Below are 24,588 nucleotides of genomic sequence, written 5' to 3'. Positions count from 1 at the left end.
TAGCTCCGCGCACTGTCGCGCGGCGCGCCGTTCACGAGGTAGCGTCGTGCGATCCCGGACGCATCAATAATCGAACTCATCGCGTGCCCCGGCGGGAACTTTCGGCCGACGTACGTATAATGGGCGCCTGCCTGTCCATTCTTTCTTGCGCTTTCCGATTCCGCCATGACCGCTGCCGATCCCCACGCCGACCTCCCTGCGCACGCCATCGATGCCGCCACCAGGCATCTAGCCGACGTGCTGACGATCGCGCTCGAACACGGTCCCGGGGAGCGCGCGCTGGTGGTGTACGACACCCGCACCGGCCTGTCGCGCGCCCTGCTCGAAGGCTACCGGCGCAACCTGCCGGACGCGACCTTCATCGACTTCGACGCCGTGACGCCGGAAGCGGTGCTGGCGGCGTTTCGCACGATGGCGGCGGGCGAGCTGGTGGTGCTGCTGCAATCGTCGAACTTCCGCCTCGACGGCTTTCGCATGCGGGTCGAGCTGTTCAAGCTCGACCTGAAAGTGATCGAGCACGTGCACCTGTCGCGCATGCCGGGCATCCAGGGCGAGCACTACATCGACGCCCTGGCCTACGATCCGGCGTATTTTCGCGGCACCGGGCGCGCGCTCAAGGAACGCATCGACCGCGCGCCGCACGGCCGCGTGGTCGGCGGCGGCGAGACGCTCACCTTCGCCTCGCCGTTCGAGCCGGCCAAGTTGAACATCGGCGACTACAGCGACATGAAGAACGTCGGCGGCCAGTTCCCGATCGGCGAAGTGTTCACCGAAGCGCTCGACCTCGAAGCGGTGCACGGCCGGGTGCAAATCCACGTGTTCGGCGACACCAGCTACCGCTCGAACCGGCCGGACGTGCCGGTGACGCTGGTGATCGAGGCCGGCCGCGTGGTCGCCACCGAGAACGCGACGCCGGCCTTCCAGCAGGTGCTGGACAATATCCGCGCGGACGAAGGCGAAGTCTGGGTGCGCGAGCTGGGCTTCGGCCTGAACCGCGCCTTCACGCGCGAGCTGCGGGTGGACGACATCGGCACCTACGAGCGCATGTGCGGCATCCACCTGTCGCTCGGCGCCAAGCATGGCGTGTATCCGAAGCCCGGCTTCAAGCGCAAGGATGCGCGCTACCACATCGACGTGTTCGCGGTGACCGATGCGGTGTACCTTGGCGAGGAAAGGGTGTACCAGGACGGGCGCTGGCTGGCCTGAAGCAACGCTTCCAGGCCGCGACCTGCATGCTATGATGGGATTTTCATTCCGTCTTTTGCACCATGCCGGATTCGCTTTCCAGCCATGTGAGGGAAATCCAGTCCATCGCTGCCGTGCCGCGCATGCTGGAAACCGTCGCTGCCCTCACCGGCCTGCGCTTTGTCTGCATCGCCCACGTCACCGCGACCAGCTAGACTACCTGCGCAGTGCACGACCAGCTGGGATTCGGCCTCGTCCCCGGCGCCCAGCTTGACGTCACCACCACGCTGTGCGAAGAAGTGCGCGAGACCAGGGCGACCATCGTCATCGACTGCGTCCGCGACAGCGACTGCTACCGTGACCACCACACCCCGCGCATCTACGGCTTCCAGAGCTATTTTTCGATTCCGATCTTTCGTCCTGACGGGTTCTATTTCGGCACCTTGTGCGGCCTCGATCCAGAACCGAGGAAGCTGAGCGAAGGCGCCATCGTGCCGGCCCTGACGCTGTTTGCCGAACTCATTTCGCACCAGCTCGAGACCGAACGCTCATTGAACGCGACCCGCTCGGCCCTGCTGTCCGAGCGCGAAACGGCGGAGCTGCGCGAACAGTTCATCGCGGTGCTGGGCCACGACCTACGCACACCGCTGGGTGCGATTCTGGGCGGCGCCGAACTGTTGGCGCGCCGCCACGACGATCCGGTCACCAGGAAGGTGGTGGAACGGATGCGAAGCAGTGCACTGCGCATGACCGGGCTGGTCGACAACGTTGTCGATTTCACGCGCGGGCGAATGGGATCCGGACTGGCCCTTGAGCTGTCCCGGCACCACGACGTCGACCTGGTGCTCGAGCAGGTAGTCGATGAACTGCGCGGTGCCTACCCCAACCGCGCGATCGCCAGCAGCATCGCGCGCGGCATAGTTCTGCGCTGCGATCCGCAACGCCTGGCGCAGCTGCTGTCCAACTTGCTCAAGAACGCGCTGGTGCATGGCGAACCGGCACAGCCGGCCGAAGTCAGGGTTGGGATCGATGACGCCGACTTCGTGCTCGAGGTGAGCAACGCCGGCTCGCCGCTCGGCCCGGCCGTCATCGCCCAGCTGTTCAAGCCTTACTGGCGCGCCACTTCGCGTCCCGGCGATGAGGGATTGGGACTGGGCCTGTACATCGTCGACCAGATCGCGCGCGGCCACGGCGGCACGATCAGCGTCACTTCGGACGCCGGCCGCACCACGTTCAGGTTCAGCATGCCAGCCGCATAGCATCGTCCTGCGACTTATCGGGCCGGCGATCAGCTGAATGTTTCAGCATTTTTACAAATCCCATGGGCACTTGATTAATATCAGGATTAGAATTCTTTTCTAATACCAATTAAAAGCCCAGGGGAATCATGTTCCGTTTGCCTATCGGCGTAGCCGCGCTATGCCTTGCCACGTCGGCGTTCGCAGCCGCGCCCTTCGACGACAAGTTCCGCCAGCTCGACGAACTGCTCCCGACGCCGGGCGCGATCCGCACCGCGTCCGGCGCTCCAGGTCACGCCTACTGGCAGCAGCGCGCCGACTACACGATCCGCGCCACGCTCGACGAGAACAAACGCGCGCTCACCGGCGCCGGCACGGTGACCTACCATAACAACTCCCCGGATACCCTCAAGTACCTGTGGCTGCAACTGGACCAGAACATCTACAAGCCTGGTTCGGACGCGCGCCAGAGCGCCGCCCTCCCCTCGCGCAATGCCTGGACCGGCGCGACGGCGCAGACCGGGCTGAAGTTCGACGGCCTGCGCACCCTGCTCGAGCAGCAAACCTTCCCCGGCGGCTTCGACATCCTGGCGGTCAAGGACGCGAACGGCCGCGCGCTGCCGCACACCATCAACAAGACGATGATGCGGATCGACCTGCCGCAGCCGCTCAAGCCCGGCGCGCGCGTGACCTTCAGCGTCGACTGGCGCTACAACATCAACGAGCAGAAGGTGCTGGGCGGGCGCGCCGGCTACGAGAAGTTCGACGACAACAACGACCTGTTCGAGATCGCCCAGTGGTTCCCGCGCATGGCCGCCTACTACGACGTCTACGGCTGGCAGCACAAGCAGTTCTTGGGCTCGGGCGAATTCACTCTTGAATTCGGCGACTACGACGTGCGCATTACGGTACCCGCCGACCACGTGGTCGCGTCGACCGGCGAGCTGCAGAACCCGGGCGACGTGCTGACCGCCGCCCAGCGCGAGCGCCTCAAGCAGGCGCGCACCGCGAAAAAGCCGGTCGTCATCGTGACCCAGGCGGAAGCCGAAGCGGCCGAGAAGGCGCGCAGCGCAGTAAGCAGCGGCGCCACCAAGACCTGGCACTTCAAGGCGAAGAACGTGCGCGATTTCGCCTTCGCCTCGAGCCGCAAGTTCATCTGGGACGCGCAGGGCGTCAAGAGCGGGGACGTCGACGTGCTGGCGATGTCTTATTACCCGAAGGAGGGTAATCCGCTGTGGGAGAAATACTCGACCCAGGCGATCATCCACACCATCGAGCAGTACAACAAGTACTCCTTCGACTACCCGTACCCGACCGCGATCTCGGTCAACGGCCCCGTGGGCGGCATGGAATACCCGATGATCTCGTTCAACGGTCCGCGCCCAAGCAAGGATAAGAAGACCGGCGAGATCACCTATTCGCAGCGCACCAAGTATGGCCTGATCGGCGTGATCATCCACGAGGTGGGCCACAACTACTTCCCGATGATCGTCAACTCGGACGAACGCCAGTGGACCTGGATGGACGAGGGCCTGAACACCTTCGTGCAATACCTGGCGCAGCAGGCCTGGGAAGAGAACTGGCCGGACAGCCGCGGCGAGCCGCGCCGCATCACCGATTACATGAAGAGCCGTAACCAGGTGCCGATCATGACCAACTCGGAGTCGCTGCTGCAGTTCGGGAACAACGCCTATGCCAAGCCGGCCGCCGCGCTGAACGTGCTGCGCGAGACGGTGCTGGGCCGCGAACTGTTCGACTTCGCCTTCAAGGAATACGCCCAGCGCTGGAAATTCAAGCGCCCCACCCCGGCCGACTTCTTCCGCACCATGGAAGACGCGTCCGGCACCGATCTCGACTGGTTCTGGCGCGGCTGGTTCTACACCACCGACGCGGTCGACGTGAGCGTGGACGGCATCACCGAATACACGGTCTCGAGCCAGGATCCGGAGGTCGAGAAGGCCCTGCAGCGTGCGCGCCGCGCGGAGGAACCGGTCTCGGTCACGAAGCAGCGCAACGAGGGGATGGCGCGCCGCGTCGATGCGCATCCCGAGCTGAAGGACTTCTACAACGAGAACGACGACTTCACCGTCACCAACAAGGACCGCAACCGCTACCAGGAAAAGATGGCCGGCCTGGAGGACTGGGAAAAGGCGCTGCTCAAGGAAGGCAAGCACCTGTACCTGGTGGACTTCACGAACGTGGGCGGGCTGGTGACGCCGCTGGTGGTCGAGATCGAACTCAAGAGCGGCAAGAAGATCATCGAGCGCATTCCGGCCGAGGTGTGGCGTTATTCGCCGGCGAGGATCACCAAGCTGTTCGTCACCGACGAACCGATGGTCGGATTGACCCAGGACCCGTACTGGGAGACGGCCGACGTCGACGTCAGCAACAACAGCTGGCCGCGCAAGGCGACGCCGTCGCGGCTGGAGCTGTTCAAGACCGAGCGCGATCCGAACAACCTGATGCGCGACTTTAATACGAAGCTCAAGGAAAAGGACAAGGCGGAAGCGCCGTCGGCCGAGTGAGCGGCGGCTCCCTCTCCTGTTGAACGCGTCGGCGGCGTAGCCGCCGACCCTACGCCGGCCCAGCTGCCGGTGTTTTACTTTCTGCTGTCACCCACATGAATCTCAAGCACCTGCACGCGGCGCTCGCCGCCCTCGTCCTTTCCACCTCCGCGACTGCCGCCGGCCCCGTCTTCGACGACAAGTTCCGCCAGCTGGATGAGTTGCTGCCGACGCCCGGCGAGACCCGCAACGCGTCGGGCGCGCCGGGTCACAAGTACTGGCAGCAGCGCGCCGACTACCGGCTGCGCGTGACGCTCGACGAGAACAAGCGTTCATTGAGCGGCTCGGGCACCGTCACTTACCATAACAATTCGCCGGATACCCTGTCCTACCTGTGGGTGCAGCTGGACCAGAACATGTTCCGCAACGATTCGGACAACCGCAATATTTCCACCTTGCCGTCGCGCGACGCCTGGCAGCCGCGCGGCAACGATGGCGTCAAGTTCGACGCCCTGCGCTTCACGCTCGAGGCGCGCAAGTTCGACGGCGGCATCCACATCGCCAGCGTGACCGGCAGCGACGGCAAGCCCCTGCGCCACACGATCAACAAGACCATGATGCGGATCGACCTGCCGCAGCCACTGAAGCCCGGCGCGCGCACCTCGTTCGACGTGGCCTGGAGCTTCAACATTCCCGAGATGAACGTGCTGGGCCGCCGCATGGGCTTCGAACGCTTCGACGACGGCAACGACATCTTTGAAATCGCCCAGTGGTTCCCGCGCATGGCGGCCTATTACGACGCCGCAGGCTGGCAGAACGCGCAATACCTGGGCGACGGCGAATTCACCCTCGAATTCGGCGACTACGACGTCCAGATCACGGCGCCCGCCGACCACGTGGTGGCGTCCACCGGCGAACTGCAGAACCCGGGCGACGTGCTCACCGCGGTCCAGCGCGAGCGGCTCAAGCAGGCGCGCACGGCGAACAAGCCGGTCATGATCATCACCCAGCCGGAAGCCCAGGCGAACGAAAAAGGCCGCGCCACCGGCACCCGGACCTGGCGCTTCAAGGCGCAGAACGTGCGCGACTTCGCCTTCGCCACCAGCCGCAAATTCATCTGGGATGCGCAAGGCATCAAGAGCGGCAAGCAGGACGTGATGGCGATGTCGTATTACCCGGCCGAGGCCAATCCGCTGTGGGAAAAATATTCGACGCCGGCCGTGATCCACACCATCGAACAGTACAACAAGTATTCGTTCGACTACCCGTATCCGGTCGCGATCTCGGTCAACGGCCCGGTGGGCGGCATGGAATACCCGATGCTGTCGTTTAACGGGCGCCGTCCCGTGAAGGATGCCAAGACCGGCGAGATGACGTATTCGAAGGCCGCCAAGTATGGGCTGATCAGCGTGATCATCCACGAGGTCGGCCACAATTACTTCCCGATGATCGTCAACTCGGACGAGCGCCAGTGGACCTGGATGGACGAGGGCATGAACAGCTTCCTGCAGTTCCTGGCCGAGCAGGCCTGGGAAGAAAACTACCCGTCGCGCCGCGGCGAGGCGCGCGACATCGTCTCGTACATGCGCAGCACCAACCAGGCGCCGATCATGACGAATGCCGAATCGACGCTCCAGCGCGGCAACAACGCCTACGCCAAGCCGGCCACGGCCTTCAATATCCTGCGCGAGACCATCCTCGGCCGCGAACTGTTCGACTTCGCCTTCAGGGAATACGCCGAACGCTGGAAGTTCAAGCGCCCGACCCCGGCCGACTTCTTCCGCACCATGGAAGACGCGTCCGGCACCGACCTCGACTGGTTCTGGCGCGGCTGGTTCTACACCACCGACGCGGTCGACATCAGCGTCGAGGGCATCACCGAGTACACCGTCAGCAGCCAGGACCCGGAGGTCGAGAAGGCATTGCGCCGCGAACGCGCCAACGGCGAACCGGTGTCGGTCATGGACCAGCGCAACAAGGGGATGGCGCGCCGCATCGACGCCCATCCCGAGCTGAAGGACTTCTACAACGAGCACGACGAGTTCACGGTCACCAACAAGGACCGCAACAAGTACCAGGAAACCATGGCCGGCCTGGAGGACTGGGAAAAGGCGCTGCTCAAGGAAGGCAAGCACCTGACCCTGGTCGACTTTGCCAACAAGGGCGGGCTGGTGATGCCGCTGATCGTCGAGATCGAACTGAAAAGCGGCAAGAAGATCGTCGAGCGCATTCCCGCCGAAGTGTGGCGCTATTCGTCGAAGCAGATCACCAAGCTGTTCGTGCTTGACGAGCCGATCGTGGGCCTGACCCAGGATCCGTTCTGGGAAACCGCCGACATCGACACCAGCAACAACAGCTGGCCGAGGAGGGCCGCGCCGTCGCGCCTGGAGCTGTTCAAGACCGAGCGCGATCCGAACAACCTGATGCGCGACATGAAGACGCCTTTGAAGGGCGCGCAATGACACTGCGCGGGTTCACGACGCTGTGGCTCGCCCTGCTGCTGTGCGTCAGCACAGCGGCGAGCGCGCACCGCTTCCACTTCGGCATGACCGACATCTCGTACAACGAACGCACCGGGAGCACCGAGATCGTCCACACCTATACGGCGCACGACATCGACGCCCTGCTGCTGAACCTGTACCAGCGCCAGTTCGACCTCTCCGACCCGGAAGACCAGGACGTGCTGCGCCAGTACGTCGAGCGCCAGTTCTGGCTCGCCGGCCAGGATGGCAAGCGCCTGCCGGCCAAGTGGGTCGGCATGACGGTCGACGCCAACAGCGTCGTCATCTACCAGGAAATCGACGACACGCCGCTGACCCGCGCGGCCACGATCCGCCAGGGCGTGCTGATCGACTTCCTGCCCGAGCAGGTCAATACCGTCAACCTGGGCGCGGGCGGCGCAGTCCGTTCGCTCACCTTCACCCGCCAGGCGCTCGAGCAGCCGGCGCAGTAAAAAACACCTTCCCGAACGCCATGATTCTTCGTCCTATCGCCTGCGCGCTGGCCGCGCTGTCCGCCACGTCCGCCGTCCATGCCGACGACTTCCAGCTCCAGCGCGTGCTGGTCGAAGGCGCCCGCGCATCCCAGCTCGGCATCGCCGATTCGGCCGGCGCCGGCAGCGCCGGCGCGAAGGACCTGGCCGGCCGCATCGCCTATCGCCCGGGCGAGCTGCTCGAGGTCACGCCCGGACTGATCGCCAGCCAGCACAGCGGCGAAGGCAAGGCCAACCAGTTCTACCTGCGCGGCTTCAACCTCGACCACGGCACCGACCTGGCGACCTGGGTCGACGGCATGCCGGTCAACCAGCGCAGCCACGCCCACGGCCAGGGCTGGACCGACCTGAACTTCCTGATCCCGGAGCTGGTCGGCCGCCTCGACTACCGCAAGGGCCCGTATTCGGCGCGCGAAGGCGACTTCTCGTCGGCCGGCGTGGCCTCGCTCACCTATGCCAACCGGCTGGTGAAGGACGTCGCCTCGGCCACCGTCGGCCAGGACGGCTACCGGCGCGCCATGATCGCCGGATCGCCCGAGGTGGCGGGCGGCAGCCTGCTGTACGCGCTGGAAGCGATGCATAACGACGGCCCGTGGACGCGGCCGGACGACTACCGCAAGTTCAATGCCGTGCTGCGGTTCAGCCAGGGCTACGCCAATAACGGCTGGAGCGTCACCGCGATGGGCTATCGCGGCGATTGGAACTCCACCGACCAGATCCCGCTGCGCGCGGTGCAGGATGGCCGCATCGGGCGATACGACCTGGTCGACGACAGCGACGGCGGCGAGGCGCGGCGCTTCAGCCTGTCGGGCGTCTGGCGCCGGACCGACGCCGATTCGGCCAGCAAGGTGAGCGCCTACGCGATCCGCAACCAGCTCGCGCTGTTCTCGAACTTCACCTATTTCCTGAACGACCCGGTGAACGGCGACCAGTTCGCCCAACCCGACCGCCGCGTCACCACCGGCATCGACGCCACCCACACCTGGCACATGCACCGCACCGAGGAGTTGTCGTCCGACCTGACGGTGGGCGCGCAGCTCCAGAACGACAATATCTTCAACGGCCTGTACGACACGCGCCGGCGCCAGCGCATCGCGACCACGCGCGAAGACCACATCGTCGAGACCAGCGGCGCCGTCTTCATCGAAAACGCGACGCGCTGGAGCGACGCGCTGCGCACGGTGGCGGGCGTCCGGGCCAGCAACTACCGCTTCCGCGTGGACGGCGACCGCCTCGAGAACGCCGGAAAGGCGCACGACACGCTGGTCACGCCGACCCTGAACATCGTCTATGGCCCGTGGGCCGCGACCGAGCTGTACGCCAACTACGGCCACGGCTTCCACAGCAACGACGCGCGCGGCACGGTGGCGACCGTCGACCCGAAGACCCTGGAGGCGGTGGACCCGACGCCCGGCCTGGTGCGTTCGCGTGGGTTCGAATTCGGCGTGCGCACCGAGGCCATCCCGAAGATGCAGACCTCGCTGGCCGTGTACCGGCTCGACTTCGATTCCGAGCTGACCTATATCGGCGACGCCGGCAATACCGAAGCGGGCGATCCGAGCCGCCGCTACGGCATCGAGTTCTCGAACTATTACCGCCCGCTCAAATGGCTGTCGATCGACCTCGACGCGGCCTGGGCGCGCGCCCGCTCGCGAGGCGAAAACCTCGAAGGAAATCGCATTCCCGGCGCCATCGAAGGCGTCGCCCAGCTGGGCGTGACGGTCGACCCGAGCGGCCCGTGGTCGGGTTCCCTGCGCCTGCGCTGGTTCGGCCCGCGTCCGCTGATCGAGGACGACAGCGTGCGCTCGAGTTCGAGCCTGACGCTCAATGGCCGCATCGGCTACCGGCTGGCGAATGACCTGCGCCTGGAGCTGGAAGGCTTCAATCTCACCAACCGGCGCGCCTCGGCCATCGACTACTTCTACGAGTCGCAGCTGCAGGGAGAGGCCGCGCCGGTGGCCGACGTGCACTTCCACCCGATCGAGCCGCGCTCGCTGCGCCTGACCCTGGTCAAACAGTGGTGACGGCGCCTGCCGGCTGCCTGATCCAGCGCATCGATCGTTCGGCGGGGGCGGTCACCCGTAAAGACGAAAAGTGCTACGCTAGCGGGATGACTACATTGCAAACGCAACTTCCCTATCTCGCGCCGTCGCAGCTGACGGATGCCCTGCGCAGCACCGGTTACGCCGTCCTGCGTCCTGCCGACGTCGCCGCGCTGGCCGGCTGCGGCATCGGCGAGCTGGACTCGCTCGTGCCGAGCTGGGACCGGCTCGAGCTGGACGAATACCTCAAGGACGGCGGCCGCTACCGGCGCCGGCGCCATTCCTGCTTCATCGACGACGCCGGCCAGTTGACGCAGACGCCGCACCGCGCGCACTGGCAACCGGTCGAGTACAACGCGCTGCACGGCGGCATGCACCGCCTGTTCGCCCCGATGGAAGCGGCCACCGTCGCCAATCCGGCCTGGGACAGGCTGCTGCGCGCGCTGGGCGCGGTCTGTTCAACGGTCGCGGGCCAGCAGCGCTGGTTCGTCGAAGCGCACCAGTTCCGGATCGACACCGCCGACGGCATCGGCCGCCCCACGCCCGAAGGCGCGCATCGCGACGGCGTCAACTTCGTGGCCGTGATCCTCATCAATCGCAAGGACATCAAGGGCGGCGAAACGCGCGTGTTCGACGCCCATGGCCCGGCCGGCCAGCGCTTCACGATGCTCGAGCCCTGGACCCTGCTGCTGCTCGACGACGCCGCCGTGATCCACGAGTCGACGCCGATCCAGCCGCTGGGAGAGCACGGCTACCGCGACACGCTGGTGCTGACCTGGCGCGCCAACGCCTTCCAGGGCGAAGACGCCTGAATCTCTTCCATAAGCAAAAAAAAACGCCCGCGAACCTGGTGGTTGGCGGGCGGGAATCCAATTTTCGGAGAAAACTGGAGGAGACAGTTCCAATATAGTCTTTTTTATTGTGCAGTGCAATACGGTAGAAGTACTGTAGTTGTTTCAATAGAGGAAGCCCTCTAAACGGGCCGGCGGCCTGGGCGTTTGCGGCAGTGCGCCATTTCCTTTTCCCTAATATTCCCTCCTTTTCGGCCGCCTTTCGGGCCAACGAACCGCTCCACCTACGCAGGCGCACCGGCCATGGCACGGCGCGTGCGCACCTGCCTGCCGTATCGCTTTTGCTACACTTCTTTGCTATAGCCAAAAGACATAGAGACCATGATAAACACTCGCGCTCCGCGTACGCTCGTCATTGCCCTGGGCGCCGCCGCCCTGTGCGCCACCATCGCATTCGCCACGGCCAACCGCGCCACCGCGGAGAATGCAAAAGCGCCGCCGCGCCCCGCCCTGAGCGTCACCACGGCCCGCCCCGCCACCACCAGCCTGCCGATCAACCTCACCGCCAACGGCAGCATCGCCGCCTGGCAAGAGGCGGTGATCGGCAGCGAATCGAACGGCCTGCGCCTGGCCGAGGTGCGGGTGAACGTCGGCGACGTGGTCAAGAAGGGGCAGGTGCTGGCGGTGTTTGCCGACGAGACGGTGCGCGCCGAGATCGAAGGCGCGCGCGCCGCGCTGCTCGAAGCCCAGGCCAACCAGAAGGAAGCGAAGGCGAACGCCGACCGCGCCCGCGCGCTGGAAAGCTCGGGCGCGCTGAGCGCGCAGCAGGTCACCCAGTACGTCACCGGCGAAATGACCGCCGCGGCGCGCGTGAAATCGGCCCAGGCCACCCTCACCCAGCAGCAGCTGCGCCTGAAGTACACGCAGGTGGTCGCGCCCGACGGCGGCGTGATCTCGGCGCGCAGCGCCACCGTCGGCGCCGTGGTGGGCGTCGGCACCGAACTGTTCCGCATGATCCGCCAGGGCCGCCTCGAATGGCGCGCCGAAGTCGTGGCGCAAGACCTGGGCCGCATCAAGCCCGGCCGCCGCGCCGTCGTGCGCGCCGCCAGCGGGGCCGAGATCGCCGGCAAGGTGCGCACCGTCGCGCCATCGGTCGATCCGCAGACCCGCATCGCCCTGGTGTATGTCGACCTGCCGCCGTCCCTGTCCAGCGACATGCCGCTCAAGGCCGGCATGTTCGCCAGCGGCCGCTTCGAGCTGGGCGCGTCGAACGCGCTGACGGTGCCGCAGCAGGCGGTGGCCGTGCGCGACGGCTTCAGCTACGTGTTCCGATTGAATGCCGACAGCCGCGTGAGCCAGGTGAAGGTGAACCTGGGCCGCCGGCTGGGCGAGCGGGTCGAGGTGGTCAGCGGCCTGACCCCCGACATGGCGATCGTGGTCCAGGGCGCCGGCTTCCTCAACGACGGCGACCTGGTGCGCAATATCGCCGGTACGGCGCTCCGGGCGCCGCCGGCGCCGGCGGCCACCCGCGCCACGGCCGCGCGCTGAGGACGACGCGATGAATTTCTCCGCCCTCTCGATCCGCAATCCGATCCCGGCGATCATGCTGTTCGCCCTGCTCACCGTGGCGGGGCTGCTGGCCTTCAACGCCAGCAAGGTGCAGGACTTCCCGGACATCGAGCTGCCGATCGTGACCGTCACCGCGACCCTCGACGGCGCCGCCCCGGCCCAGCTCGAGACCGAGGTCGCGCGCAAGATGGAAGACTCGATCGCCACCCTGCAAGGCATCAAGAACATCTATACCCGCGTGCTGGACGGCGTGGCCACCATCACGGTCGAGTTCATCCTCGAACGCGATCCGGCCGATGCCGTCAACGACGTGCGCGACGCGGTCTCGCGCGTGCGCGCCGACATGCCGGCCGAGATGCGCGACCCCACGGTGACCAAGACCGCCACCGCCGGCCGCGTGGTCTCGACCTTCACCGTCGCAGCAGGCGAAGGCTCGGGACTGGACGACCAGGACCTGAGCTGGTTCGTCGACAACGACGTCTCCAAGCGCCTGCTGAGCGTGCCCGGCCTGGGCGCGGTAAAACGCGTGGGCGGGGTGACGCGCGAAGTGCGGGTCGAACTCGACGACCAGCGGATGGCCGCGCTGCGCGTGTCGGCGCTGGACGTGTCGCGCCAGCTGCGCAATGTGCAGCGCGAGGCGCCGGGCGGGCGCGGCGACGTGGCCGGCGTCGAGCAGTCGGTGCGCACCCTGGCCACCGTGCAGACCGCGCAGCAGCTGGCGGCGCTGGACATCCCGCTGCCGGACGGGCACCACGTGCGGCTCGACCAGGTGGCGAACGTGATCGACACGGTCGAGGAGCAGCGCGCGCTGGCCGAGCAGGATGGCCGCAAGGTGGTCGCCTTCGAGGTGTTCCGCACCCGCGGCGCCGGCGAGATCGACGTCGCCACCGGGGCGCGCGCCGCCATGGAACAGCTGGGCAAGGAAAATCCCAAGCTGGTCATCAAGGAAGTGATCGACAACTCCTACTCGGTCGAAGAAAACTTCGACGCCTCGATGCACATGCTGTACGAAGGCGCGCTGCTGGCGGTGCTGGTGGTGTGGTGGTTCCTGCGCGACTGGCGCGCGACCCTGATCGCTGCCGCCGCCCTGCCGCTGTCGGTGATCCCGGCCTTCCTGGGCCAGTACCTGTTCGGCTACACCCTGAACATGGTGACGCTGCTGTCGCTGGCCCTGGTGGTCGGCGTGCTGGTCGACGATGCGATCGTCGAGATCGAGAACATCTCGCGCCACCTCCACATGGGCAAGACGCCGATGCAGGCGGCGCTGGAAGCGGCCGACGAGATCGGGATGGCGGTGATCGCCACCACCTTCGCCCTGGTCGCCGTGTTCCTGCCGACCGCCTTCATGGGCGGCATCCCCGGCAAATTCTTCAAGCAGTTCGGCTGGACCGCGGTGCTGGCCATCCTGGCGTCGCTGCTGGTGGCGCGGCTGCTCACGCCGATGATGTGCGCCTACCTGCTCAAGGCGCCGAAGAACGCCGGCAAGCCAGGCCACGAGCCGCAGGACGGCCCGCTGATGCGCCGCTATCTCGCCGTCATGCGGTGGTGCCTGCGCCGGCGCGGCCTGACCATGCTCGGCGCGGCCCTGTTCTTCGTCGGCTCGCTGGCCCTGGTGCCGCTGCTGCCGACCGGCTTCATGCCGCCGGCCGACCGCTCGCAGAGCCAGGTCAACGTCGAGCTGCCGCCGGGCGCCACGCTGGCCCAGACCCATGCGGTGGCCGAGCAGGTGCGCCAGCAGGTCATGAAGGTGGCCGGTGTGCAGAGCGTGTTCAGCTCGATCGGCGGCGGCTCCAGCGGCGACGCCTTCTCGCCCGGCGCGGCGGCCGAGGCGCGGCGCGCGGTGCTGACCATCACCACCGTGCATCGCAGCGAGCGCGACGTGAAGCTGGGCGTGATCGAGAACCACATCCGGCAAGCGCTGGTGGACATCCCGGGCGCGCGCTTCACGGTCGGCATACCGGACGCCGGCACCAAGATGCAACTGGTGCTGCGCAGCGACGACGCGCAGTCGCTCACGCTTGCTGCGCGCCAGGCCGAGCGCGAGCTGCGCACCTTGCGCGGCATCGGCAACGTCAGTTCCAGCGCCTCGCTGGTGCGCCCCGAGATCATCGTGCGGCCCGACTTCGCGCGCGCGGCCGACCTGGGCGTGACGGCGGCGTCGATCGGCGAGACGGTGCGCGTGGCCACCGCCGGCGACTACGAGCAATCGCTGGCCAAGATGAACCTGGACGAGCGCCAGGTGTCGATCCGGGTCAAGCTGCCGGACGCGGTGCGCGCCGACCTCGACGCCATTGGGCGCCTGACGGTGCCCGGCGCGAACGGCCCGGTGCTGCTGTCCACCGTCGCCGACATCACCATGGAAAGCGGCCCGGCCCAGATCGACCGCCTGAACCGCAGCCGCAACGTGACGCTCGACGTCGAGCTGTCCGGGCGCGCGCTGGGCGAAGTCAATGCCGAGGCGCGCGCGCTGCCGGTGTTCCAGTCGCTGCCGTCGTCGGTGACGATCGCCGAGCTGGGCGACGCGCAGGAGATGCAGGCGCTGTTCAACAGCTTCGGGGTGGCGATGCTGATCGGCGTGCTGTGCATCTACGGCGTGCTGGTGCTGCTGTTCTCGGACTTCATGCAGCCGGTGACGATCCTGGCGGCGCTGCCGCTGTCGATCGGCGGCGCATTCGTCGCCCTGCTGTTGACCAGCAATGCGTTGTCGATGCCGACCATGATCGGCCTGATCATGCTGATGGGGATCGTGACCAAGAACTCGATCCTGCTGGTCGACTACGCGATCCTGGCGCGCGAAGCCGGCATGGAGCGCTTCGAGGCCCTGGTCGACGCCTGCCACAAGCGCAGCCGCCCGATCGTGATGACCACCATCGCCATGGGCGCCGGCATGCTGCCCCTGGCCCTGGGCTTCTCGGGCGACCCGAGCTTCCGCTCGCCGATGGCGGTGGCGGTGATCGGCGGCCTGATCACCTCGACCTTATTGAGCCTGCTGGTGGTGCCGGCCGTCTACACCTATATCGACGACCTGGAGCACTGGCTCAAGCGCCACGGGCGCAGGCTGCGGCGCCAGCCGGCGCCGCGGCCCGCGAAGGCCGAGGAGCACACGCCCGGCTAGCCGAACAGCAGCGGCAGCACGAGCACACCCCAGGTCAGGGCGGCGAGCATGACGGCCAGCGCGACGGCCGCGCTGCCCAGGTCCTTGGCGCTCTTGGACAGAGGATGGCGCTCGAGTGAAATGCGGTCGACCACCGCTTCGATGGCGGAATTGAGCAACTCGACGACCAGCACCATGACCAGCACCGCGACCAGCGCCAGCCGCTCGAGGGCCGGCAGCGGCAGCAATGCGGCCGCCAGCATGGCAGGCAGGGCCACCATCAGTTCCTGGCGAAACGCATGTTCCGAGCGCCATGCGAACTTCAGGCCTTCGGCCGAATAGCGGGATGCGGACAGTATCCGTCCCAGGCCCTGCTTGCTCTTGAATTCACTGATCTGCTGTTGCGACATGGACGGTTTCCGATAAGGGGTTGGATGGCCGCGCCCGCGGGGCGGCGGCCAGGAACAGGACGATGGCGCAGGCGATCCAGATCGACCACAGGGTGTGGGTCATGAAATGGGCGCCGCGCAGCTGTTGCAGATAGCCGACCGCCGCGCCGAACGCGAGCGCGAGGACGGCCACCGCGCCCGCCATCCGCGGGCGCGCCGGCAGCCAGTACACCGCCAGCGACACCAGCCACAAGGCGCTCGACGCATGCCCGGCCGGCAGGCACTGTCCGGCGACGGCGCCGGCCGGCAAGGCCTCGAACAGGCGCACATAGGGCTGGTCGCCGCCATAGCGCAGCAAATCCCACGGACAATGCGAGGTGCTGAACCGCTTCAGCATGCTGATCGCCAGGGGCACCAGCAGCGCCGACAGCGCGACGATGCGCAGCCGCAGGCGCGCCTGCCCGCTCATGGCGGCGCGCGGCCAGGCCAGGTCGGCCAGCGCGCGCCCGATGAAGCCCAGCGCGAGCAGCATCAGCAGCCATTTCAGGATCACGTGGCCGAAGGTCTCGGCCAGCCAGGCATGGCGCCAGGGGAAGACGCCGCTGGCGGCATCGAACACCGCATCGGCCAGCGCCAGGTCGAGGTCGGTGCAGCGGCCGATCCAGAAGATGACCGGCGCGGCGGCGGCCAGCGCCGCCGCCATGCGCCGGATGGCCCGCGCCGGCAGCAGCGCGGCAGAAGTGGCGGCGCCCATCTCACTCGCCCCGCACGCAGGCATGGAAGATGTCGAGCCGCGGATTGAGCACCGCCGTGTTCACGTCGAGCATGCCCAGCACCGAGTGGAACACGTTGTCGTGCGACAGCGGCTGGTCGCGGCGCTGGCCCAGGCAGCGCCGGTCGATGCGGAAGCGCTCGCTGAAGCCGTCCGACATCCACAGCATCATCGGCACCTCGGTCTGCTCGCGCGGCGCGAACAGATAGGGCGTGCCGTGCAGGTAGACGTTGTTCTCGCCCAGCGATTCGCCATGGTCCGAGAAGTACAGCATCGCGGTGTCGACGTCCTCGTCCTGGGCCAGCGCGCGCAGGCGGTCGATGGTCGTGCTCAGGAAGTAGTCGGTGTACAGGATGGTGTTGTCGTAGGCGGCGCGGATCGATTCGCGCGAACAGGTCTCGAACTGGTTGCTGGTGCATACCGGACCGAAGCGGCCGAAGGCGCGCGGATAGCGGCTGGCATAGGCCGGACCATGACTGCCCTTCTGGTGCAGCACCACCACCATGTCCCTGCCGCCGCGGCGCAGCAGTTCGGGCCAGCCGTCGAGCAGGACTTCATCGTGGCATTCGCCGTCCGCGCAAGGGCTGCCCGGCTTCGGCCGCGACAGGTCCTCGTAGCGCACGCGGTCGCACACGCCCTTGCAGCCGGAGTTATTGTCGCGCCAGACGACGTCGAAGCCGGCATGCGCGAGCACGTCGAGCAAGCCTTCCTGGCGCTCGGCCTTCGACTGGCTGTAGTCCTCGCGGCCGAAGGCCGAAAACACGCAGGGCACCGAGACGGCGGTGGCGGTGCCGCAGGAACGCACGCGCGAGAAGTTGAGCAGGCCGCCCTGGCGCGCCAGCAGCGGATTGGTGTCGCGCGCATAGCCGTTGAGCGAGAAATTCGCCGCGCGCGCCGTTTCGCCGACCACGATCACGGTCAGCGTGCGGCGCTGCGCGCCCTTCCACGCGGCGCCCTTGACGGCGTCGCGCCCGAGCGGCGCGACCACGATGGGAGCCGCCCAGCGCGCGCGCAGGTAGCCGTGCGTCGCCTGGATGAAGTTGGTCGGCGTGAGCAGGAAGCGCAGTTCGCGATGCTCATGCAGCGCCGGCGCCAGGCTCTTGTACAGCAGCGCCAGCAGCACCAGCGCCAGCATCAACGAGCCGCCGGCGATGCCGGCGCGTTCGAGCAGCCCGCGCGCGCCGCGCGGGAACGCGATCCTGACGCGCCAGATCGCCCACGCGGGCAACCCGCCCAGGAGGCCGATCCTGGCCGCCATCTGCCAGCTGACCAGCTCCGTGGCCTCGCGCGTGTCGGTCTCGAACACGTTCTGGATCATGGCCTTGTCGATGACGATGCCATAGGTCGCGATGAAATAGCTGGCGGCCGATGCGGCCAGCACCAGCGCGATCAGCAAGGGCTTGGCGACGGGGCGGAAGCTGGCCAGCGTCAGGCAGGCGTTGAAGAACAGCACCACGATCAGGAACGCGCCGGCCAGCAGCGGCAGGCTGTCCAGCGAGAAGCCGCCCGCGGCGCTGCTCAGGACCGCCCAGAACTTGATATTGCCGACGCTGGCCAGCAACAGCGCCACGGCCAGCACGAGCACCGGCGCATCGATTCTTCTTGCGAACAGCTTTTCCATCCTCTCCATCCTTCGCGGGCAAGGCAGCGCACGGGCTGCATTGCCTGAAGGATAGAAAAGCCGGGGTCAGGCGGCCGTCAAGCCGACGTCAGGATTGCGTGAACTCGGCCGCAAAGACGATGCTGAAGCGGCTGCCGCCGCCCTGGCGGTTGGCGTAGACGAGCGAGGCGCCCAGGTATTCGCAGATGCGCCGGACCAGCGACAGGCCAAGCCCGGTCCCGGCCGAACCGCTCGACGGGATCGCCATCGCGCCTTCGCCCAGCGTCAGCCGCACCGCATCCGGCAGGCCGCGTCCGGTATCTTCCACCGTGACGCGTCCGGGTTCGATCACGACCGTCACCTCGCCCTGTTCGGTGTACTGGCAGGCATTGCGCACCAGGTTGGCGATCGCCGACGCGCACAGCTCGGCCGGCGCGCGCACGCTCACGTCGGCGCTGCCGACACAGCGCAAGGTCACCGGCTTGTCCGCCACCATGGACTGGTAGCGCTCGGTCTCGCGGCGCGCGATCTCGCTCACCGACACCGGCGCGAACGCGCCCAGCTCGGGCGCGCGCGCCAGCAGCAGCAGGACCGTCACGCACTCGGTCGCTTCCTGGGCGGCGCGGTAGATGCGCTGGGCGGGCGCGCGCACCGCCGGGCCTTGCGCGCCTTCGATCAGGATCTCCGCCGCGCCCATGATGACCGTGAGCGGCGTGCGCAGCTCGTGGCTCACGTCGCCCGTGAAGAAACGTTCGCGGTCGAGGAATTCGCGCAGCTCGGTGGTGTGCGCATCCAGCGCCCGCGCCAGCACGCCCAGCTCGTCGACACGCTCGGTATGCGGCGACGAGAAGTCGCCATGCCCGACGGCGTCCGCGAGTTCGCGGATCGGCGTGACGATGCGCCTGCCGACGAAGCGGCCCAGGAACAGCGCAAGGATGACGAAGCCGGCGAAGAAGGTGGCGAACATCGAATACACGAGCAGCTCGATCTGCTCGTAGTCGCTTTCGTGGTCGACCACGACGTAGGGGCCGAGTTCGTCCGCGCCGGACAGCACGTGCAGGCCGATGCCGTCGATCTCGGCCTCGGACACGCCGGCCGGCAAGCCGCGCAGCGAGCCCGGTATGTCCTCGCCGCGATGAAAGCGCAGGCCGGCGGGAAGATCGGCCGGCAGTCCCGCCGCGGCGCGCGGACGGGCCCATTTCTCGACCTCGGCCAGCCGCTCGTCGACCAGGTGCACCTCGATGCCCTCGACCACCAGCGCCGCCAGCACGGCAAAGAATACCGACAGCACGACGCCGAACAGGATGAAGGCGCCGACGATGGGTCGGCTCAGCGAATCAACCTTGCGCATCGGGCAAGGCGAGCCGGTAGCCCACACCCGGCACGGTATGGATCAGGGAGACGTCGAACGGCTTGTCGATGGCCTGGCGCAAGGCGTGGATATGGGTGCGCAAGGCGTCGCTTTCGGGGCGGTCGTCGCCCCACACCGCCTGCTCGAGCGCTTCGCGCGGCACGATGCGCGGCGCCGCCGCCATCAGGCAGCGCAGCAGGATGTAGCCGGTCTTGGTGAGCACCACCCTGGTGCCGTTGCGCGAGGCATCCTGCTGGTCGGGATCGAACACCAGGCCGCCGAAGCGCAAGGCGGGACTGAACGCATGCTGCCCTCCCGCGCGCCGGGTCAGCGCCTTCAGGCGAACGTCGAGTTCGACCAGCGAAAACGGCTTGACCAGGTAGTCGTCGGCGCCGCTGTCGAAACCGGCCACCTTGTCGGGCAGGCTGTCGCGCGCGGTCAGCATCAGGACCGGCGTCTGCGTGCGCAACTCGGTGCGCAGTTTCTGGCACAGTTCGAGGCCGTTCAGGCCAGGCAGCATGACGTCGAGGACGATGACGTCATAGCTGTTTTCGGATGCCAGTGCGAGCCCGCCATAGCCGTTGCGGGCGGAATCGACCGTGTAGCCCTTCGGCTCGAGGAAGCCGTACAGGTTGGCCAGGATGTCGGGATTGTCTTCGACGATGAGGATGCGCATGCGGATATTGTAAGTGGAAATGACGGGTGCGCCGGCGCTGCCGGTCACCCGCCTTGCGCGGGCCGGAAATTGCTAGCGCGGCCGGTAGCGCTGCTCGCGGTACAGCAGCGACGGCAGCATCACGTGCGCCATCGCGCGGTCGACCTCGCCCTGGGAGGGCGCAGCGCTGCCGGGATCGAAGCTGCCGCTGGCCGCGTCGTAACGCGCGGCGAGCGGCGCCTGGCCGGGCCGCAGCACGGTCGCGTGCGATCCTTCCAGGTAGGCGAAATAGTCGTTGAACTGGATCAGCGCGCGGCCCGGCGTCGTCGCGTCCTTCGCGAAATCGCGCCCGATCATCGGGTGCGTGCTCGATACGCCCAGCAAGGACAGCAAGGTGGGAGCGAGGTCGACCTGGCTCGCGATGGGGGCGATGCGCTTCGGTTCGACGCCGGCGCCCAGGATCAGGCCCGGGATGTGGAATTTCTTGATCGGCACCAGACTATCGCCATAGACGCGGTTGTCGTGGTCGGCCACGATCAGGAACACGGTGTCCTTCCAGTAGGCCTGCTGCTTCGCTTCGCGGATGAACTTGCCCAGCGCGTAATCGGCATACTTGACCGCGTTGTTCACGGTCTGCTTGTTCGGCTCGTGCAAGTCGATCTTCCCATCCGGGAATTCGAACGGCTCGTGGTTCGAGGACGTGAAGATCAGGCTGAAGAACGGTTTATCCTGCGCATGCAGTTTTTTCAACCGCTCGAGCGACTTGTCGAACAGGTCTTCGTCCGAGGCGCCCCAGCTGCCGACGAATCGCGGCTTCATGTCGCCGATGTCGACGATGTTCTGGAAGCCATTGCCGGTAAAGAAGCTGCGCATATTGTCGAAATGGGCTTCGCCGCCATACACGAACTCGGTGTGATAACCCTGGCGGCCCAGCCCGTCGGCCAGCGTATAAAAATTGTTCTGCGACAGAGACAGTTTTACCGTGCTGCGCGCCGGCGTCGGCGCATAGCCGGCCACCACCGCCTCGATGCCGCGCACCGAGCGGGTGCCGGTGGCGTACAGCTGCTCGAACCACCAGCCCTCGTCCTTGAGCTTTTCCAGCTCCGGCGTCACCGGCAGGCCGCCGAGCGATTTGACGAAGGTGGCGCCCAGGCTTTCCTGCAGCACGATGACCAGGTTGAGCGGTTTGGCGCGCTGGACCGCGGCCTGCTGGTAATGCAGGGTCGGCAGTTCCGGATTCGGGAAACGATAGTCGCGCAGCCAGGGCGCCGCCTTGACCTCGGCAAACACCTGTTCGCGCGGGAAGTCGCCATAGATCTCGGACGACTTCGCCTCGTTGCCCATCGAGCGGATCGCATCGAGCACCGACCAGGCCGAGTTGATGACGAGGGAATTGACCAGCGCATCTCCAGTGATGGCAAACATCGCCGGATTGGCCGGGCGGTGGCCGGTGGTGGAGCGGATCTGCATGAAGACCAGCAGGCACAGGATGGGCCAGGCCAGCAGCAGCTTGCGGCTCGGCCACAGCGTCATGCCGGTCGCAGTGCGCTTGAGCAGGCGCACCAGGGCGATGCCGAGCACGACGGTCAGCGCGCAACCCAGCAGCAGCGCGGTGCGAAAGCCATGCCACAAGGTCGAGAACACTTCTTGCGGATAACCCAGGTATTCGATGAACAGGCGGTTCGGCCGCGCATCGTATTGCATGATGAATTGGGGCGTGGCCACTTCCATGAACACGATGAAGATCAGCGCGAAGCCGGTCCAGGCCACGCTGGCGCGGCGCCACAGGCGGGCGCTGCGGGCGTGCGCCAGCAAGGGCGCCAGCAGCAAGGGGACGGCGAGGAAATAGCCAAGCAAGATCAAGTCGGCGCGCACGCCCTGCAGCAGGATCTCGGGCACGATGCCGGTCGCGGCCACACGCGGCCATTGCCATGCGAGTAATGCGATCCGAAAAGCCGACAGGACGAGCAGCCCGATGCACAACAACTGGACCAATGGCGCGAATGGACCGGCCCATTCGGTGAGGCGCGCCAGTCCGGCGGCGCGCTGACGTGTGGTTGCCGGAGCGCCATTGATGCCCTTGGGCAGATGAAGTTTCTCGATGTTCATGATAGGCATGCTAGGTTGCATGCTGTCATCGAGATGTTAGTGAGGCGTTAAGGAAGCGTTAAATAATGCGACGAGGAAAAGCGAGAATGAAAAAAGCCCGGCCGGCAAAAGCCGGCCGGGTCATGCGAGAAGCGCGCCGACGGCCCGCTTCTTGTCATCACGATCAGTCGCGGTAATCGCGGTAGTTGCGATATTCGTGACGGTCGCTCGAGCCACCCAGCAGCTTGGCCAGGATGAAGCCCACGCCGACCGCGGCCAGCAGCGCGCTGCCCGGGTTGTTCTTGACGTATTCCTTGCCCTGGGCCGACAGGTCCGAGCACTTCTCGCTCAGCTGGGCCGAGCCGCCACCGAATTTCTCTTGAGCCGAGCTCAGCAGACCGGTGACCTTGTCGACGCCGGCGTGGGCGCGCGAAGCCAGGTTGTCGACGACAGGCTGGGCGGCTTGCGCTGCCTTGTCGATGCCTGCGTGCACCTTGTCTGGCGAGATCGACGAGATCGCTGCCTTGATGCCGCCCGACGATTTATCGCCGTTCGCATCCGACGACGAAGCCGACGACGAGGACGACGAGTCCGACGATGGGGTCGACGATTGGCTCGACGACGATGCGCCCAGGCCGCTGTTGCCCAGCGAACCGGTGCTGCCTGCCGCCGAGCTCATGTTCGACGACGACGACTGCGAGCCGATCGACGAGGACGACTGCGACGACGGCGAACCCGGCGCCGAGCCCGAGGTCGACGAGCCGGTGCTGCCCACGCTGCTGCCCATATTGCCGCTCGACGAAGCGCTTTGCTGGCTCGACGACGATGGCGACGAACCCGTGCTGCTCAGGTTCGACGACGCGCTCTGCTGGCTGCCCGACGAGGCGGTGGTGCCCTTGTTCAGGCTGGAATCCTGGCTTTTGCCAATGCTCGAACCGGCCTTGTTGGCGTCAATGCCTTTACCCTCGGTAGACTTTTGATTATCCATGATGTATCCCTCATAAAATGTGTGACCAACGCGGAGTAGACCGATATTCGACTATCACCACATTCTTCCTTGATTCAGTCCGATACATGACGCGGGAACGAAAGCTGCCTGCGGTACATCAATGGCTGCGCGGCTTCATGCCTAAGATCAGTTTATTGGTTCACTGACCTCAAACCACCGCAAAGGTTCCATCAATGTCCCAGGCTCATCGTCCCTATCTCGGGGCGAGCGCCCTTCCAGGGCTTCGTCACGAGCGCAGTATCGAACCAACTGCGTCGCGATACAAAAAATACAATGGACCAGTATTAAGAGACCGTGCGCTGACTAACAGAGCCGTTCCATCCGCCTCAAAAGCTGCTTTTTATCAATGAGCAGCGGGATGAAACGCGTGTTGGCAGTACCATACGGGGTTTCGTCTTATCCGGGCGTCCAGTACGACATGACATGGCAGTAGAAAAAATTACAGGCAGCCGCCTGCCGCCGCGCCAGGCCCTGCCGGCGGCGGCCGATGCGGCGGCGAAAAAGCAGGCCGAGGCCGAGAAAGCGGCGCAGATACGCGGCGTAGCCTCGATCGCTTCGATGCGCGACGCCATCCGCCAGGCCGCGCGCCAGCTTCCCCCGTTCACCGCCGTGCCGCGCCTGGCCCGGCTGGATGCGGCCGGTTTTCGTGCGCGGGCGGCGGCCGGCATGCCCTTCCTGGTCACCGGCATCGTCAAGCGCTGGCCGCTGGCCAGCCTGACACCGCAGGACTTGCGCGCGCAGTTCGGGCATCTGCCGGTGCGTGCGCGCGTCGGCGACTACGTCAATACGGCCTTCGCGCCGGATCGCGCGATGCGGGACATGCTGCTGCGCGACTACCTCGACCTGACGCCCCCCGACGCCACATCGGACCTGCCGCCCTATGTGGGCAACCTGTCGCTGCGCGAGCTGAACCGGCTGTGCCACTGGCCGACCTGGTTCGACAAGATGGGCCCTCCCCGCTTCTGGATCGGCCCGGCGCGCACGGTGACGCCGCTGCACTGCGACTACGACGACAATATCTTCGCCCAGCTGTGGGGGACCAAACGGATCTTCCTGGCGCCGCCGCACCACGACGCCTTTCTGTATGCGCGCGAGGCCAATCCGCTGCTGTTCGGCTCTCCGTTCGACCCGGAAGCGCCCGACTTCGACGCCTTCCCGCTGGCGCGCCAGGCGGCGCTGGTCGAGATCGTCGTGGAGCCCGGCGACATGCTGTACGTGCCGGCCGGCTGGTACCACCAGGTGCGGGCGCTGAGCTTTTCGCTGTCGTCGAACCGCTGGGCGCGCGGGCAGCCGCTCGCGCTGGGCTAGC

17 protein-coding genes are annotated in these 24,588 nt (G+C 66.6%); 10 read left to right on the top strand and 7 right to left on the bottom strand.

The window, feature by feature from the left end; genetic code table 11:
• Positions 1-165: 165 nt before the first annotated feature.
• The 9 genes from LO55_RS11240 to LO55_RS11200 all read left to right on the top strand — a co-directional run bounded on the left by LO55_RS11240 (position 166) and on the right by LO55_RS11200 (position 15,436).
• On the top strand, positions 166-1,206 hold the full coding sequence (locus tag LO55_RS11240; RefSeq protein ID WP_071361521.1) for a M29 family metallopeptidase: 1,041 nt from the start codon (positions 166-168) through the stop codon (positions 1,204-1,206).
• A gap of 206 nt (positions 1,207-1,412) precedes the next feature.
• Entirely contained in the window at positions 1,413-2,444 is a 1,032-nt protein-coding gene (locus LO55_RS11235) for a sensor histidine kinase (protein WP_229410128.1), read from the top strand.
• A 128-nt stretch (positions 2,445-2,572) separates the two neighbouring features.
• The gene (locus tag LO55_RS11230) at positions 2,573-4,948 is read left to right on the top strand and encodes a M1 family metallopeptidase (RefSeq protein WP_071361520.1); all 2,376 of its coding nucleotides are present in this window, start codon (positions 2,573-2,575) and stop codon (positions 4,946-4,948) included.
• Positions 4,949-5,043: 95 nt separating this feature from the next.
• Entirely contained in the window at positions 5,044-7,389 is a 2,346-nt protein-coding gene (locus tag LO55_RS11225) for a M1 family metallopeptidase (protein ID WP_071361519.1), read from the top strand.
• A complete protein-coding gene (locus tag LO55_RS11220; RefSeq protein WP_071361518.1) occupies positions 7,386-7,880 on the top strand; it encodes a DUF6702 family protein in 495 nt (164 codons plus the stop codon). The genes LO55_RS11225 and LO55_RS11220 overlap by 4 nt, the downstream gene beginning before the upstream one ends.
• A 20-nt stretch (positions 7,881-7,900) precedes the next feature.
• Positions 7,901-9,943: a TonB-dependent receptor gene (locus LO55_RS11215; protein WP_071361517.1), complete on the top strand. Its 2,043-nt coding sequence runs from the start codon at positions 7,901-7,903 to the stop codon at positions 9,941-9,943.
• A gap of 86 nt (positions 9,944-10,029) precedes the next feature.
• On the top strand, positions 10,030-10,773 hold the full coding sequence (locus LO55_RS11210) for a 2OG-Fe dioxygenase family protein (RefSeq protein WP_071363767.1): 744 nt from the start codon (positions 10,030-10,032) through the stop codon (positions 10,771-10,773).
• A gap of 360 nt (positions 10,774-11,133) precedes the next feature.
• Complete coding sequence (locus LO55_RS11205) at positions 11,134-12,300, top strand: efflux RND transporter periplasmic adaptor subunit (RefSeq protein ID WP_071361516.1); 1,167 nt, start codon at positions 11,134-11,136, stop codon at positions 12,298-12,300.
• Positions 12,301-12,310: 10 nt separating this feature from the next.
• Complete coding sequence (locus LO55_RS11200) at positions 12,311-15,436, top strand: efflux RND transporter permease subunit (RefSeq protein ID WP_071361515.1); 3,126 nt, start codon at positions 12,311-12,313, stop codon at positions 15,434-15,436.
• Here LO55_RS11200 and LO55_RS11195 read toward each other — a convergent pair.
• The 7 genes from LO55_RS11195 to LO55_RS11165 all read right to left on the bottom strand — a co-directional run bounded on the left by LO55_RS11195 (position 15,433) and on the right by LO55_RS11165 (position 23,258).
• The gene (locus tag LO55_RS11195; RefSeq protein WP_071361514.1) at positions 15,433-15,825 is read right to left on the bottom strand and encodes a diacylglycerol kinase; all 393 of its coding nucleotides are present in this window, start codon (positions 15,823-15,825) and stop codon (positions 15,433-15,435) included. The two genes, LO55_RS11200 and LO55_RS11195, sit on opposite strands and share 4 nt — an antisense overlap.
• The gene (locus LO55_RS11190) at positions 15,803-16,558 is read right to left on the bottom strand and encodes a phosphatase PAP2 family protein (RefSeq protein ID WP_071361513.1); all 756 of its coding nucleotides are present in this window, start codon (positions 16,556-16,558) and stop codon (positions 15,803-15,805) included. Before LO55_RS11190 ends, LO55_RS11195 begins: the two co-directional genes overlap by 23 nt.
• Before the next feature lies 1 nt (position 16,559).
• Positions 16,560-18,197, bottom strand: a complete 1,638-nt coding sequence (locus LO55_RS11185) for a phosphoethanolamine transferase (protein ID WP_071361512.1) — start codon at positions 18,195-18,197, stop codon at positions 16,560-16,562.
• A gap of 88 nt (positions 18,198-18,285) precedes the next feature.
• The gene (locus LO55_RS11180; protein ID WP_071361511.1) at positions 18,286-19,527 is read right to left on the bottom strand and encodes a sensor histidine kinase; all 1,242 of its coding nucleotides are present in this window, start codon (positions 19,525-19,527) and stop codon (positions 18,286-18,288) included.
• A complete protein-coding gene (locus LO55_RS11175) occupies positions 19,514-20,203 on the bottom strand; it encodes a response regulator transcription factor (protein WP_005665572.1) in 690 nt (229 codons plus the stop codon). Before LO55_RS11175 ends, LO55_RS11180 begins: the two co-directional genes overlap by 14 nt.
• 72 nt (positions 20,204-20,275) lie before the next feature.
• On the bottom strand, positions 20,276-22,300 hold the full coding sequence (locus LO55_RS11170) for an LTA synthase family protein (RefSeq protein ID WP_229410127.1): 2,025 nt from the start codon (positions 22,298-22,300) through the stop codon (positions 20,276-20,278).
• A 154-nt stretch (positions 22,301-22,454) separates the two neighbouring features.
• Positions 22,455-23,258, bottom strand: a complete 804-nt coding sequence (locus LO55_RS11165; protein ID WP_005665570.1) for an ElaB/YgaM/YqjD family protein — start codon at positions 23,256-23,258, stop codon at positions 22,455-22,457.
• A gap of 444 nt (positions 23,259-23,702) precedes the next feature.
• Between LO55_RS11165 and LO55_RS11160 the strand changes: the two genes are divergently transcribed.
• Positions 23,703-24,587, top strand: coding sequence for a cupin-like domain-containing protein (locus tag LO55_RS11160; RefSeq protein WP_071361510.1), 885 nt, complete (start codon positions 23,703-23,705; stop codon positions 24,585-24,587).
• The last annotated feature ends 1 nt before the right edge of the window (position 24,588 follow it).

Source organism: Massilia timonae (assembly GCF_001866515.1).
Taxonomy (GTDB): Bacteria; Pseudomonadota; Gammaproteobacteria; order Burkholderiales; family Burkholderiaceae_D; genus Telluria; species Telluria timonae.
This window is presented reverse-complemented; position numbering and strand designations above follow the sequence as displayed.

Coding starts and splice junctions, on each gene's coding strand:
- LO55_RS11220 (WP_071361518.1), top strand. CDS start 7,386: ATGACACTGCGCGGGTTCACGACGCTGTGGCTCGCCCTGCTGCTGTGC.
- LO55_RS11185 (WP_071361512.1), bottom strand. CDS start 18,197: ATGGAAAAGCTGTTCGCAAGAAGAATCGATGCGCCGGTGCTCGTGCTG.
- LO55_RS11175 (WP_005665572.1), bottom strand. CDS start 20,203: ATGCGCATCCTCATCGTCGAAGACAATCCCGACATCCTGGCCAACCTG.
- LO55_RS11190 (WP_071361513.1), bottom strand. CDS start 16,558: ATGGGCGCCGCCACTTCTGCCGCGCTGCTGCCGGCGCGGGCCATCCGG.
- LO55_RS11180 (WP_071361511.1), bottom strand. CDS start 19,527: ATGCGCAAGGTTGATTCGCTGAGCCGACCCATCGTCGGCGCCTTCATC.
- LO55_RS11170 (WP_229410127.1), bottom strand. CDS start 22,300: ATGCCTATCATGAACATCGAGAAACTTCATCTGCCCAAGGGCATCAAT.
- LO55_RS11205 (WP_071361516.1), top strand. CDS start 11,134: ATGATAAACACTCGCGCTCCGCGTACGCTCGTCATTGCCCTGGGCGCC.
- LO55_RS11165 (WP_005665570.1), bottom strand. CDS start 23,258: ATGGATAATCAAAAGTCTACCGAGGGTAAAGGCATTGACGCCAACAAG.
- LO55_RS11215 (WP_071361517.1), top strand. CDS start 7,901: ATGATTCTTCGTCCTATCGCCTGCGCGCTGGCCGCGCTGTCCGCCACG.
- LO55_RS11210 (WP_071363767.1), top strand. CDS start 10,030: ATGACTACATTGCAAACGCAACTTCCCTATCTCGCGCCGTCGCAGCTG.
- LO55_RS11230 (WP_071361520.1), top strand. CDS start 2,573: ATGTTCCGTTTGCCTATCGGCGTAGCCGCGCTATGCCTTGCCACGTCG.
- LO55_RS11225 (WP_071361519.1), top strand. CDS start 5,044: ATGAATCTCAAGCACCTGCACGCGGCGCTCGCCGCCCTCGTCCTTTCC.
- LO55_RS11195 (WP_071361514.1), bottom strand. CDS start 15,825: ATGTCGCAACAGCAGATCAGTGAATTCAAGAGCAAGCAGGGCCTGGGA.
- LO55_RS11160 (WP_071361510.1), top strand. CDS start 23,703: ATGGCAGTAGAAAAAATTACAGGCAGCCGCCTGCCGCCGCGCCAGGCC.
- LO55_RS11200 (WP_071361515.1), top strand. CDS start 12,311: ATGAATTTCTCCGCCCTCTCGATCCGCAATCCGATCCCGGCGATCATG.
- LO55_RS11240 (WP_071361521.1), top strand. CDS start 166: ATGACCGCTGCCGATCCCCACGCCGACCTCCCTGCGCACGCCATCGAT.